Here is a 13,642-nt window from a genome sequence, read left to right as displayed (position 1 = left end):
GTTGTGCGGGGAGCACAGGCTGTCCGCTATCCTAGCGGGCCACTGACCATGAATCTAACGAAACAGTGGCAGCCAATTGATTCCTGATTTTCATTAATTTGAGCGGCCACGCCCCTGCCCCAACCCTCAGAGGGCCCGTTACAGCGCGGGTGACGGGACTTCCGCTTCCTTGATGGCCGCCAGCGCCTCACATAGATGATCCTCATCGGCACCGGGGAAACGGCTGACCCGACCGGCCATGTAGCGTCTGCTGAACAGATTGAACCAGTGCTGCAATGCCTGCCCCGCCTTGAGCTCCCCCGCCACTTCCAGCACGCAGGCCGCCACTTCGGCGGTGCAGAGGTGCTCGTCGCAGTTGGCCACCCGCATCCCATAGGTCGAGAGCGCATCGGGCTTGATGGCCAGCACCGGAAATCCGTCGAGATAGGGGCTCTTGTTGAACATCTTGCGCGCCTCCGGCCAGGTGCCATCGAGCAGGATAAAGAGCGGTTTTTTACCCGGTGCCAGCGTCACCTCGCCGGTCAGGCGGGCAGGCTCCTTCTCGCAAGCGGGAAAGACCACATAGGGCTGCCAGGCTGGATCGGCCAGCAGGGCCAGCAGCTCGGGATGGGGCTGGGTACGTGACCAGAGAAACGCCCAGGTAGTGTCCGGCAACACATCGGCAATGAGGCGACCGGTGTTGGAGGGTTTCATCGGCTCACTGTCATACATCAGCAGGCAGAAACCTGCCTCTGCTTTGAGTTCGGGGCGCCACTCGCAGGCACACCAATCCTCGCGCAGCTGACAGGCCGGACAGCGGGCCAGAGTGCCGCCACGGGCAAGAAACGGTCGGGTAGAGATACTCTTGCGCCAGGCCCGCAGGCGGTTGACGGCGTGATCAGGAACAGGCTTCATCTAGGTTCACAACTGGAGTCAAAACAGGAACGGCAGCGGTGCCAACATGTCACGGCGCCACAGGGCGCGATAACAGGGGGACTGCCGGAAAAGCGCAAGATTGTACCGAGTTACGCGCTGGCGGAACAGCAATCCCTGCCCTTTTCGCCAGACACTGCGCCAACTCCTCTTGTCTTACGACTCCTGACAGCTGCGCAGCAGCTCCAGCAACAGGCTGCCATCGCGCAGCGCCTTGTGCACCTGCACCGAGGTGGGCTTGGTGGGATCTTCGTAGAAGTGGGTGGATTCAATCTGCAGCCGAACCAGATATTCGGCGGGCAACTGGCTGGCCAGCGACTGGTGCAGCATGGGGAACAGCAGCCGATCGGCACGGGTGATCTCGCCCCCCAGCAGCAGCTTGCCCGGATTAAGCAGGCAGATGAGATTGGAGAGTACCTTGGAGAGGCGGCCCGCCGCCTGATGGAGAATATCCTGACAGAGGCCGTTGCCCGCCAGCGCCAGCTCGCACAGCTCGCGGATGGTGACGCTCTCGGGCAAGTCGTGCTCCTGCATCCGTTCGCGCAGATCCCGGTATTGCGCCTCCAGCGCCTGATTGGTCACTAGGGTGCAGGCACAACCAAAGCCGCCGCAGTAGCAGCGCTGGCCATAGGGCTCGAGCTGCAGGTGGCTGAGATCCCCGAGCAGCGCATTCTCGCTCTCGATGAGCTGGCCATTGACCACCATGCCAACCCCGATGTCGTTGTGGACAAACACCAGCACCGCATCGGCGCAATTTTTGGCGGCCCCCCACTCCCGCTCTGCCTGGATCCAGGTGCGCACATCACCACTCACCAGCACAGGTACCGAGAACACCTCCTGCAAGGTCGGCCCAAGCGGCCAGTTGCGCAGATCATAGAAGGGGAAATGTTTGACCATACCGGAGTGACGCTCTACCTGTCCGGGTAGACAGAGAGCGATACAGGCCAGATTGAGGGACTTTCTCGGCAAGAACCCCTGGATCGCATGTACTAAGCTGCCCAGCAGGTCGTTACGCTCAAGCTCGGTAAAGAGGTGGCGATGGCGGGCCAGGGAGCGGCCTGAAAAGTCGAACAGCGCCATATCCACGTAACCACGACCAAGACGCATGGAGAGAAACTGGAAGCGGCGCTCGTTGATGCGCAGCAGGGTCTGACGACGACCGCGCCCCACCGAACTTTCGCCACAGGTCACCACCAGACCACCATCGAGCAGTTCACGAGTGATCTTGGTGATGCTGGCAGGCGAGAGGCCGGTCAGGCGGGAGAGATCGGTGCGCGACAGCTCCTTGTGCTCCTCCAGACTGGCATAGACCAGGCCATAGTTGAGCTGACGGATCAAATCGATACTGCCTTTCACGATCTCATTCATAGGGTATGGATTAAGGGCTGAAACTGGGGCCACCGATTTTCACACATTATTGCTCGATCCCCAAATAAAGCGCGGTCTGAACCGGGGTTCAGACCGCATTGTTGAGTGAATATCACCGAGATGGTCGGGCTCAATAACGGAACTGGGAGACCAGTTTGCGCAATTTGTCACCGGTATTGGCCAGATCGCGGGTGGTGCTGTTGGACTCCATGGCTGCGTCGGTCAGCTCGCTGACGATCTGCTGGATCGCTACCAGGTTCTTGTTGATCTCCTCCGACACCGCATGCTGCTCTTCGGCGGCGGTAGCGATCTGGATATTCATATCGTTGATGGTACTGACCGCCATCACCATGCTGTCGAGGGAGCTGGCAATATGGCTTGCCTCCTGCACCGTCTCCTGACTGCGATCCTCGCTCGCCTGCATCACATCCACCGCCTGCTTCACCCCCCCTTGCAAGCGCTGGAGCATCTCATTGATCTCTTTGGTGCTCTGTTGGGTACGACCGGCCAGCGAACGCACTTCATCCGCCACCACCGCAAAGCCGCGACCCTGCTCACCGGCACGGGCCGCCTCGATAGCGGCATTCAGCGCCAACAGGTTGGTCTGCTCGGCAATGCCGCGAATGACCTCCACCACCGAGCCAATCTTGGCGGTCTCTTGGGCCAACTGTGCGATGACGCCAGCAGCAGTATGCACCTCCCCCACCAGTCGGTTGATGCTGTTGATAGCCGTACTGACCACACCACGAGCTGCGTCGGACTCACGGGCGGCATCACTGGTTGCCGTCGCCGCGTTGGAAGCACTGGCCGCCACCTCCTGGGCAGTGGAGCTCATCTCGGTCACCGCAGTCACCACCTGATCGGTTTCCCGGCTATGGCCATGCATCTGCTGGTCATAGTGCTCGCTCAGATGGTGCAGCTTGTCAACAGCGGTGAAGAGATGGTTACTGGTCTCGCCAACCTGACTCACCACCGACTGGATCCGCTCGACAAAGCGGTTGAAGGCGCTGGCCAGCTGGCCAATCTCATCGTCGCTCTGCACCTTGAGGCGCTGGGTGAGATCCCCGTCACCATTGGCAATATCGTTCAATGCCAGCACGGCATCAGCCAGCGGCTTGGTAACCCGATTCCCCACGATCACGGTCGCCGCCAGGGTGACACCCAGGATCAGCAAGATCACCAGCACACTGCTCTGCAGCGACTCGTGCATATTGCTTTCGCGCTCGGCGCGCAGGGCCGCCAGCTCGTTGTCGATGTCATCGATATAGAAACCGGTACCGATAACCCACTGGTATTTGTCGAGCGCAATGTTGTAGGCGAGCTTGGGAGCATCACGACCAATGGAAGGTTTGGCCGTCCAGTACTCGGCAAAGCCATCCCCCTGACGGGCCACCTTGATAATGTCCTGGATCAGCAACTTGCCCTTGGCATCCTTGTCGTTCCAGCGATTTTTTCCCTCCAGCTCGGCACGGGTAGGCAGCAATATGGTATTGCCCTCGAAGTCATAGACAAAGAAATAGCCATCGCTGCCGTAACGCAACGGCCTGAGCAGCTCTTTGACCTTCTGACGATTTTCCGGAGAATCCGGCTGTGCATAAACGGCATCGACGGCGGTTTTGGCCATCATGATGTAACTGCTGAGCAGCGCTTTACGCTCCTTGATGGCATTCTCCCTCGCCACCACCAGCTCAGACTCCAGGTCGCTCTTGGAGACCATGTAGTTACTGAGATTGACCACCAGGGCCATCAGCAGCACGGGTACTGCACCCAATAACAGGATTTTCTGTTTTAGCGTCATCTTTCACATCCTTGCAGCTGTTTTTATTGGAATTCCTTGCTTACCCATCAGTATAGGTGCTGGCAGGGCGAGCCCAGCTTTCGTTACAATTCCCTTAAACAAATCGGCCAGAACGTGAAAATCATGAATCTTTGTCCTTGCGGCTCAACCCTTTCTCTCGAATTGTGCTGTGGCTTACGTCACAGTGGCGCGGTGGCTGACACCCCGGAGCAGCTGATGCGCTCGCGCTACAGTGCTTTTGTGCTTGGTCTGGGGGAGTATCTGGTCTATAGCTGGCACCCGGCCCACCTTGGCGGTCTCACCGCCGAAGAGCTTTCACGCATCGAAACCCGCTGGGATGGTCTCGAAATCATCGCCAGCCAGGGCGGCCCGGAGGATGAAACCGGGATGGTGGAGTTCAAAGCCTGGTTTCTGGAAGGGAATGAGCGTCACTGCCTCCATGAGCGCTCTCGCTTCGTGCGTTATCAGGGCCGCTGGGTCTACACCGAGGGAGAGCAGGATCCGGCGCCCCTCAAGGCGGGGCGCAACGATCCCTGCCCCTGTGGCAGCGGCAAAAAACACAAAAAGTGCTGCGGCTGACCCCTAACACACCCACCAGACTCGTCAAACAGTGACAAGGGGCATCCGATGCCCCTTTTTTGTGCCTGTTATTCGCCACCAGCCCACAAACCGATGCGATAACAAGCGTGACAAATGTCACATAATGCTCATTAACGCGCGAGCAAATGAGCGTTTGCGAGCGCAAATTTGGCCCATATCAAACATTTCCACTCAGAAGTAGGCCACACTGGCCTCATCTGGAAGAGATGAGACGGGCAACAATGAAAAGAATAACTACACAAGTCGTCATCATAGGCGGCGGTGCCACAGGGGCCGGCATCATGCGCGATTGCGCACTGCGCGGCATCGACTGCATCCTGCTCGAGCGCGATGATATCGCCGCCGGCACCACCGGCCGCAACCACGGCCTGCTCCATTCCGGTGCCCGCTACGCGGTGACGGATCAGGAGTCCGCCCGCGAATGCATCCAGGAAAACCGCATCCTCAAGCGGATTGCCAGCCACTGTGTCGAAGACACGGGCGGCCTCTTCCTCACCCTGCCGGAAGATGACATCAATTTCCAAACCACCTTTATGGATGCCTGCGCCCTGGCCGGTATCGAAACCCGCCAGCTCGATCCCGGTGAAGCCCTGCGCATGGAGCCCAACGCCAACCCGGCGATGATCGGCGCCATCCATGTGCCGGACGGCACGGTCGACCCGTTCCGCCTCGCCGCCGCCAACGTGTTGGACGCTAAAGAGCACGGCGCGCGCATCTTCACCCACTGCAAGGTGCTGGGACTCTTGCGCACACAAGATAGGGTACACGGGGTCAAGGCGATCAACACCCGCACCGGCGAAGCGTTCGAGGTGGAGTGTCAGGAGGTGATCAACGCCGCCGGCATCTGGGGCCAGCAAATTTGCGAATACGCCGATCTCGGCATCCGCATGTTCCCTGCCAAGGGATCCCTGCTCATTATGGATTACCGCATCAACCAGCTGGTGCTCAACCGCGCCCGCAAACCGGCGGATGCGGACATTCTGGTGCCGGGCGATACCATCTCCCTCATCGGCACCACCTCCAGTCGCATCGATTACAACAAGATTGACCAGCTCACCGTCGAACCCGAAGAGGTGGAGGTGCTGCTGCGCGAGGGGATCAAGCTTGCCCCCATCATGGCCCGCACCCGCCTGCTGCGCGCCTACGCGGGCGTTCGCCCGCTGGTGGCGGTGGACGGTGACGACACCGGCCGCAACATCAGCCGCGGCATAGTGCTGCTGGATCACGCCGAGCGCGACGGTCTCAAGGGCTTTAACACCATCACCGGCGGCAAGCTGATGACCTACCGCCTGATGGCCGAATGGGCCACCGATCTGCTGGCCAAAAAGCTTGGCAACAGCAAGCCCTGCCGCACCGCCGAGCTCAATCTACCCGGCTCGCGGGATCCGGAGAAGGTCTCCGCCCCGGGGCTCTCGGTGCCTGCCGAAGGGTCGGCCCAATACCGCCACGGCGAGCGGGTCATCGCCTTCTTCCGTGACAATCCGAAAGCGAACGCCCTCATCTGCGAGTGCGAAATGGTCACCGCGGGCGAAATCGAATACGCCCTGCGCGAGCTGGATGTGGACAACCTCATCGACCTGCGCCGCCGCACCCGCCTCGGCATGGGCCCCTGCCAAGGCGAGCTCTGCGCCTACCGCGCCGCAGGTCTGATGCAGGAGTATGGCAAGGCTGACGGTCGTCAGGCCTGCGTCATGCTGCGCCAGTTCCTGGAGGAGCGTTACAAGGGCACCCGCCCCGTCCTGTGGGGCGATGCCCTGCGCGAGGCCGAGTTCACCTACTGGATTTACGAAGGGCTGTTTGGCCTGGGAGAATGGACGGCGCCGCAGCTGGTTGCCGATACCCCACGCGGCCCAACCAGCGAGACCACTCACAAGGAGAGCCGTCATGAAGTTTGACAATATCGTTATCGGCGGTGGCATGGCGGGACTCTCGGCTGCCCTGCGGCTGGTGGAGGCAGGCCAGAAGACCCTGCTGATGGCCTCCGGCCAGAGTGCCCTGCACTTCTCCTCCGGCTCGGTCGATCTGCTCGAAAGCGAGGGGGATCCCCGCGCTGCGCTGCCTGCCTTTATGGCAGCCCATCCGGATCACCCCTACAGCAAGGTGGGGATGCAAAATATCGAAGCGAGTCTGGCCGATCTGCAGCGCCACTGCGCCGAGCAGGGATTGCCGCTGGTTCGCCACGACACCAATCACCAGCGCCTGACTCCCATCGGTACCCTCAAGCGCACCTGGCTCTCCCCCGATACCTGTGCCTGCGTCACCGATGCGCCGATCCCGGACGTACTGCTGCTGGCCACTCTCGAAGGCTTTCGCGACTTTCATCCGGCACTGGCGGCGGCCAATCTGGCGACCCATCCGCGCTTCGCCCACTGCCGCATTCTGACTGGCGAGATCCGCCTGCCCCAGCTGGCCGAATTCAGCCGCAATCCCCATGAGTTTCGCTCTGCCGACATCGCGCGCCTCTGTGACAAGCACCATCTGGTGGCCGATTTGGCCAGCGAGATCAGTCGAATGGTGCAGGAGAGCGGCGTGCCCGACTGCCGCCATATCGTGCTACCAGCCTGCCTGTCGCTGGGGCTGGTTGGCCCGCGTCTGGCGGAGCTGGAGCAACGTACCGGCTGCACCATCAAGGAGGTGGCGACCATGCCGCCGTCGCTGATCGGGATGCGGATGCAGGAGGCGCTCAAGCGCCGCTTCATGGCCCTTGGCGGCACCTTCCTCACCAGCGAGCGGGTGCTGGGCGCCCGTTACGAGGGGGATCGGGTGGTCGGCGTACACACCCAGAATGGCGATGATCAGCTGTTTGAAGCGGACAACTTCGTGCTCGCCTCCGGCAGCTTCTTTAGCCGCGGTCTGGAGTCCCGTCTGCGCGGCATTCGCGAACCCATCTTCGATGCCGATGTGCTGAGTCTGGAGGAGCGCGACGCCTGGGCCGGTCGTCGCCTGTTCGACCACCACCCCTTTATGGGTTTCGGAGTCAAGACCGACGACAAGCTGCGTGTGCTGCGTGGCGGCAAGCCGCTCGCCAACCTCTACGGCGCTGGCAGCGTGCTGGCTCACTATGACCCCATCAAGGAGGGGTCAGGTTCAGGTGTCGCCGTTGCCACCGGCTGGCAGGCCGCCGGCCATATTCTGGGCGCCGCCCAATGATTTATTTGTCCCATATCCCGTGCCTTCACACCCTACGGGAGGAGAACTGACATGCTACTGGATCACGCCAACCAAACTTTCGATCAGTGCATCAAATGCACCGTCTGTACCGCCTACTGCACGGTGGCCAAGGCCAACCCCGCCTACCCCGGCCCGAAACAGGCGGGCCCGGATGGCGAGCGGCTGCGCATCAAGAGCCCCGAGCTGTTCGATAGCGCCCTCAAGCACTGCACCAACTGCAAACGCTGCGAAGTAGCCTGCCCGAGCGGAGTGCGCATCGGCGACATCATCGCCAAGGCCAAGCATCAGTACAGCGGTTTCACACCGGGGATCCGCGAGTTCGTGCTCTCTCACACCGATCTGATGGGCAGCATGTCTACCCTGATGGCCCCGGTGGTCAACTTCACCACCGGCCTCAAGCCGATGAAGCTGGTGCTGGACAAGGCGCTGGGGGTCTCATCCCACCGCGATCTGCCCAAATACTCCCAGGGCACCTTCCGCGGCTGGTACAAGAAGCAAAAAGAAGCGCAGGCCCGTTATGAGCGCCAAATAGCCTATTTCCACGGCTGCTATGTCAACTACAACCATCCTCAGCTTGGCAAGGAGCTGGTGCAGGTGCTCAACGCCATGAACATCGGCGTGCAGTTGCTGGAGCGGGAGAAGTGCTGTGGCGTGCCGCTCATTGCCAACGGCTTCATGGACAAGGCCAAGCAGCAGGCGGCCTTCAACATCAAGCAGATGGAGAACTCCCTGCTGGGCAACGAGATGCCGCTGCTGGCCACCTCCTCCACCTGTGGCTTTACCCTGCGCGATGAATATCCCCACCTGCTGGAGCAGGACAACCACAAGGTGAGGGATCGCATCTCACTGGTGACCCGCTTCCTGTGGAACGAGTTCTACAAGGGCAACAAACCGGCGATGAAGCCGCTCAATCTGCACATCGCCTACCACACCCCCTGCCACATGGAAAAAATGGGGGGCGTCATCTACACCCTCGAATTGCTGCGCGCCATTCCCGGGGTCAAGGTGACGGTACTGGAGTCCCAGTGCTGCGGTATCGCCGGCACCTACGGCTTCAAGTCGGAGAACTACCAGACCAGCCAGACCATCGGCGAGGGGCTGTTTGATCAGATCAACCGCCTCTCCCCCGATCTGGTGATCACCGATTGCGAGACCTGCAAATGGCAGATCGAGATGAGCACCAGCTTCCGCTGCGAGCATCCCATTCATCTGCTGGCCCAGGCTCTGGCATAAGATGAGCGTGACCATATCCGCTGGTGTAAACCCCGAAGCCGGGGTATTCGTTGGTTCACCACCATGCCTTTGGGGCTACAACCCAAACAGTATCTGATCACGATAAGACCTGAGAGGAGCCGGCATTGCCGGCTTCTCTCATTGATGTTGCCGACCATCTCGCCCATCGGCGGAACGCCCGGCCCGTACAGACTGTAACCGACAGCCCTCTCAAAAAAAAGAATATTTATTCATTTATTATTTTTATACCCATAAATAGATAATTGATATGACAGATAACCCTGCATGCCTTGCCAAATAACACAGGCATACCTCAGGTGTCGCTCCGTCCCGCCACAGAGACTCATTACACTTCCAATATTCTGACTTTCTTAATAATTTAACCGGGATCTCATTTCTGTCTGTTGGTGCTCTCGGTAATTGATCTAGCGCAAGCCCCCCTCTGATAAATCATCATTCTTTTTACCCATTTGGTAATATCCAACTCGAGCAATCGCATAAAAACATGGGTTTTATTCACTAATAACAATGAAGCGGCCTGCCTGCTCCTGCTTGGCGGGGGCGAACCAATGCCCACATCCAGGATGGAACTGTCAGGTCTGGCAATGAGATCGATTAGGGAGTGATGATCGTGAGTTCACGCAACAGACAGATCAAGCTGGGCCTCGCCGCCCTGCTGCTGACTACCAGCCTTGGCACCAGCGGCTGGGCACAGGCAGCCGATGACACGCAACCCAAAGGCAAGATCGAGGCGCGCAGCGAGCTGTTCGCCAAGGATCACGCCGATCAGTTCACCAGCTGGCAAGCCACCAGCGAAAGCAAGGAACGCACCGATGCGCTGGCGGAAGATCCCAACATGGTGGTGCTGTGGGGCGGTTACCCCTTCGCCAAGGATTACAACAAGCCACGCGGTCACTTCTATGCCCTGACCGACGTGCGGGAAACCCTGCGCACCGGCGCCCCCAAGACCGCCGAAGATGGTCCGCTGCCCATGGCCTGCTGGAGCTGCAAAGGCCCGGATGTGGCCCGCGTCATCGACGAGCAGGGTGAGGATGGCTACTTCAAAGGGATGTGGGCCAAGGGCGGCCCCGAGATCGTCAACACCATCGGCTGCGCCGACTGCCACGACACCGCCTCGAAGGAGTTCAAGGAGGGTAAACCGGCCCTGCACCTCTCCCGTCCCTATGCCGATCGGGCCATGACAGCCATCGGCAAGCCGTTCAAGGAGCAGGGGCGCTTTGATCAGCAGTCCCAGGTGTGCGGCCAGTGCCACGTGGAGTACTACTTCAGCGGCCCCACCAAGGCGGTCAAATTTCCCTGGGACAAGGGCACCACGGTGGAGCAGATGGAGGCCTATTACGATGAAATCGGCTTTGCCGACTGGACTCATGCCCTCTCCAAAACCCCCATGCTGAAAGCCCAGCACCCCGAGTACGAAACCTGGCGCGCCGGCATTCACGGCCAGAACAACGTCGCCTGTGTCGATTGCCACATGCCCAAGGTGCAGAACGAGCAGGGCAAGGTCTACACGGATCACAAAGTGGGGAACCCCTTCGATCGTTTCGAGCAGACCTGCCGCAACTGTCATACCCAGAGCAAGGAGATGCTGCAGGGGATCGTCAAGCAGCGCAAAGAGGCGGTAATCGAAACCAAGCTGAAGGTCGAGAAGCAGCTGGTACACGCCCACTTTGAAGCCAAGGCGGCCTGGGATGCCGGCGCCACCGAGGCTGAGATGAAGGATATTCTGCAGGACATCCGTCACGCCCAGTGGCGCTGGGACTACGCCATCGCATCCCACGGGGTGCAGATGCACGCCCCCGAAGTGGCCCTCAAGGTACTTGGCAGCGCGCTGGATAAAGCCGCTGACGCCCGCACCAAGCTGGCGCGCCTGTTGGCCAGCAAGGGGATCAGCCACGAGATCGCCATCCCCGACATCTCCACCAAGGAGAAAGCGCAAGCCGCCCTTGGCATGGATATGAAGCAGTTCAACAGCGACAAGGCCCAATTCCTCAAGACCACGGTCCCCGCCTGGGATGCCGAGGCCAAAGCAGCCGGACGGCTGGCACAGTAACGGCGCCTGCGGGTCCGGCGCCAAGTCGGGCCCTCAGCGGATGGAGGCTTCCTATGGGTGATTTAACGATGGATTTTTTACGACTGATGCTGATGGCAGCCATGCTGCTCACCAGCCTGCAGGGTCAGGCGGCCGAGCCGGCAGCAGCCCCTGTTCCAGCTACACATGAGGTGGAATTTTTACGCAATCCCGACAAGGCCTGCACCGACTGTCACAAGGAGCAGAGCGAAGGGATGCACGGCAAGCATGGTCAGGCGACCAATCCCAACAACCTTAAACCGGTGACCTGCACCAACTGCCACGGCCAGCCCTCCCCCCAGCACCGGGAAGGGGTCAAGGATGTGATGCGCTTCAGCCACAGCCTGAAGGATAAAGAGAGCATCAAGCTTTATCCCATCAGCGAGCAGAATGGAGTCTGCATGAGCTGCCACGAGCCTAAAGAGCTGCGCGAGGCGCTCTGGGCCCACGACGTGCACGCCACCAAGCTCACCTGCACCAGCTGTCACCAGTTGCATCCGGCCAAGGAGCCCATGGTGGCGATCCCGGAAAAATCCCGCATCAAGCTCTGCGTCGACTGTCACAGCAAGCAACATGAGGCCAGCAAGGCCCGGCAGGAGCAGTCCAAACCGGCTACCGGCAAGGAGGCATCATGAGCTGCTCTCGCCGTGACTTTATGGCGGGCATGGGCGCAGGGGCCCTTATCATGATGACGGGGCCGACTCGCACCCTTGCCACCCCCCTTGCCCACAGCCAGACCATAGACGGGGTCCGCTATGGCATGATCCACGATGAGACGGCCTGCATCGGCTGTACCGCTTGCATGGATGCCTGCCGGGAAGTGAACAAAGTGCCAGAAGGGGTCTCGCGCCTCGAGATCATCCGCTCAAGCCCCATCGGGGAATTTCCCGACGCCGAGTACCGCTTCTTTCGCAAGTCCTGCCAGCACTGCGACAACGCCCCCTGCGTCCACGTCTGCCCCACCGGCGCCTCCCATATTCGCAAGGAGGATGGCATCGTCGATGTCGACGCGGATCTCTGCGTCGGCTGCATGTATTGCCTCGCCGCCTGCCCCTATCAGGTGCGCTTTATCAACCCGGTCACCCGAGTGGCGGACAAATGCGACTTTTGCCGCAAGACCAACCTGGCGGCGGGCAAGGAGCCGGCCTGCGTGGAATCCTGCCCCACCAAGGCGCTGGTGTTCGGCAATCTGGATGATCCGGACAGCCCCATCGCCCAACGGCTGGTGAAGGAGACCACCTATCGCTACAAGCAGGCGCTCGGCACCTCGCCCAAGATGTACCGCGTGCCCAAAGGGGAGATAACCTCATGACCATGCAAGCGGCATTTCAATTCCTCTCCCTTGTCTGGGGATTTGTCCGATCGCCATCTACCGCAGTAACAGAGGGAGGAATGGATCATGTTGCATGACGCATTTCACTTCCCTTCACTTGTCTGGGACTGGCCGATCGCCATCTACCTGTTCCTGCTCGGCATCTCCGCCGGAGCCACCACCCTCTCGGTGCTGTTGCGCCGCAAGGGGGCAGGCAGCGAGAGCGGCATCATCAAAGCGACCGCCATTCTGGCGCCAGCGAGCGTGATATTGGGGCTGCTGATCCTTATCTTCCATCTGGCCCGCCCCTGGACCTTCTGGAAGCTGATGTTCCACTACCAGTTCGACTCCGTGATGTCGATGGGGGTCATGCTGTTTCAGCTCTATATGGCGGTGCTGTTCGCCTGGCTGGCGGTGGTGTTTCGCACCGAGATCGAGACAATGCGCTGCCGGTTGCTGAAAGAGAAGTTCGCCTTTGTGGATGGGCTGATTGGCTGGCTTGCCCGCATCGAGCGGCTGCTGGCCCCGCTGTTGCTGCTGCTCGCCGTGATGCTGGGGGCCTACACCGGCTTTCTGCTCTCGGCGCTCAAGACCTATCCGCTGTTGAACAACCCGGTACTGCCTGTGCTGTTTCTGGTCTCGGGCATCAGCTCCGGCATCGCCTCCACCATCTTGCTGGCGGTCACCCTGTTCAAGGAGAACCATCACAGCCAGGGGGTGAGCTTTGTGCATCGCTTCGAGCGGCCGATGCTAGCGGTGGAGGTGTTGCTGCTGGTCTGCTTCTTTACCGGCCTCTACTTCGGTGGCGGTCAGAAAGAGGTGGCCATGTGGGCGGCCATCGGCAGCGGCTTCTGGGCTCAGGTGTTCTGGGTCGGGGTGGTGGGCATCGGCATGCTGCTGCCCCAGTTACTGGCTCTGCTGACCCCCACGCCCCTGCGGGAGCGAAACGGCCATCTGGTACTGGTCTGCAGCCTGACCCTGGTGGGGATCCTGCTGCTGCGCTACTTCGTGCTCTACGCCGGCCAGATGACAGTAGTTTAAAGGTATGATCACCAGCGCCAGCCACCTTCGGGTGACTGGCGCTGGCTCGTTGATTCGCGAGTGAAATCTAAATGGGGATAACAACGTTGGAATTTCTTTATCGAGGGTTCAACTGCCA

The 13,642-nt window shown here is 60.3% G+C and carries 11 protein-coding genes; 8 read left to right on the top strand and 3 right to left on the bottom strand.

All coding sequences use genetic code 11. The features are described from left to right. Positions 1 to 138 precede the first annotated feature (138 nt). The 3 genes from I6L44_RS05265 to I6L44_RS05255 all read right to left on the bottom strand — a co-directional run bounded on the left by I6L44_RS05265 (position 139) and on the right by I6L44_RS05255 (position 4,078). Positions 139 to 894, bottom strand: a complete 756-nt coding sequence (locus tag I6L44_RS05265) for a tRNA-uridine aminocarboxypropyltransferase (protein WP_216953485.1) — start codon at positions 892 to 894, stop codon at positions 139 to 141. A 174-nt stretch (positions 895 to 1,068) separates the two neighbouring features. Beyond that, on the bottom strand, positions 1,069 to 2,280 hold the full coding sequence (locus I6L44_RS05260) for an ROK family transcriptional regulator (RefSeq protein ID WP_164536668.1): 1,212 nt from the start codon (positions 2,278 to 2,280) through the stop codon (positions 1,069 to 1,071). Between the two features lie 130 nt (positions 2,281 to 2,410). Next, complete coding sequence (locus tag I6L44_RS05255; protein WP_103251177.1) at positions 2,411 to 4,078, bottom strand: methyl-accepting chemotaxis protein; 1,668 nt, start codon at positions 4,076 to 4,078, stop codon at positions 2,411 to 2,413. 123 nt (positions 4,079 to 4,201) lie between these two features. Here I6L44_RS05255 and I6L44_RS05250 point away from each other — a divergent pair, with 123 nt between their 5' ends. The 8 genes from I6L44_RS05250 (at position 4,202) to nrfD (ending at position 13,524) form a co-directional block, all read left to right on the top strand. Continuing rightward, the gene (locus I6L44_RS05250) at positions 4,202 to 4,657 is read left to right on the top strand and encodes a YchJ family protein (RefSeq protein WP_216953484.1); all 456 of its coding nucleotides are present in this window, start codon (positions 4,202 to 4,204) and stop codon (positions 4,655 to 4,657) included. Positions 4,658 to 4,899: 242 nt separating this feature from the next. Continuing rightward, positions 4,900 to 6,573 (top strand): anaerobic glycerol-3-phosphate dehydrogenase subunit A, encoded by a 1,674-nt coding sequence (gene glpA / locus I6L44_RS05245; RefSeq protein WP_216953483.1) that lies wholly within the window; start codon positions 4,900 to 4,902, stop codon positions 6,571 to 6,573. After that, on the top strand, positions 6,563 to 7,828 hold the full coding sequence (gene glpB, locus I6L44_RS05240; RefSeq protein ID WP_159143803.1) for a glycerol-3-phosphate dehydrogenase subunit GlpB: 1,266 nt from the start codon (positions 6,563 to 6,565) through the stop codon (positions 7,826 to 7,828). Before glpA ends, glpB begins: the two co-directional genes overlap by 11 nt. A 51-nt stretch (positions 7,829 to 7,879) precedes the next feature. After that, the gene (glpC, locus tag I6L44_RS05235) at positions 7,880 to 9,082 is read left to right on the top strand and encodes an anaerobic glycerol-3-phosphate dehydrogenase subunit GlpC (RefSeq protein ID WP_216953482.1); all 1,203 of its coding nucleotides are present in this window, start codon (positions 7,880 to 7,882) and stop codon (positions 9,080 to 9,082) included. 625 nt (positions 9,083 to 9,707) lie between these two features. Continuing rightward, a complete protein-coding gene (nrfA, locus tag I6L44_RS05230) occupies positions 9,708 to 11,153 on the top strand; it encodes an ammonia-forming nitrite reductase cytochrome c552 subunit (protein ID WP_216953481.1) in 1,446 nt (481 codons plus the stop codon). 53 nt (positions 11,154 to 11,206) lie between these two features. After that, positions 11,207 to 11,806 carry a cytochrome c nitrite reductase pentaheme subunit gene (nrfB, locus tag I6L44_RS05225; protein WP_047439514.1) on the top strand — a complete coding sequence of 200 codons (600 nt, stop codon included), beginning with the start codon at positions 11,207 to 11,209 and terminating at the stop codon, positions 11,804 to 11,806. Then, a complete protein-coding gene (gene nrfC, locus I6L44_RS05220) occupies positions 11,803 to 12,483 on the top strand; it encodes a cytochrome c nitrite reductase Fe-S protein (protein ID WP_103251173.1) in 681 nt (226 codons plus the stop codon). The genes nrfB and nrfC overlap by 4 nt, the downstream gene beginning before the upstream one ends. Positions 12,484 to 12,570: 87 nt before the next feature. Further along, entirely contained in the window at positions 12,571 to 13,524 is a 954-nt protein-coding gene (nrfD, locus tag I6L44_RS05215; RefSeq protein ID WP_103251172.1) for a cytochrome c nitrite reductase subunit NrfD, read from the top strand. The last annotated feature ends 118 nt before the right edge of the window (positions 13,525 to 13,642 follow it).

This window comes from Aeromonas sp. FDAARGOS 1414 (assembly GCF_019047065.1).
Classification (GTDB): domain Bacteria; phylum Pseudomonadota; class Gammaproteobacteria; order Enterobacterales; family Aeromonadaceae; genus Aeromonas; species Aeromonas veronii_A.
Note: the sequence above shows the minus strand (reverse complement) of the source record. Positions and strands in the feature narration are given on the sequence as shown.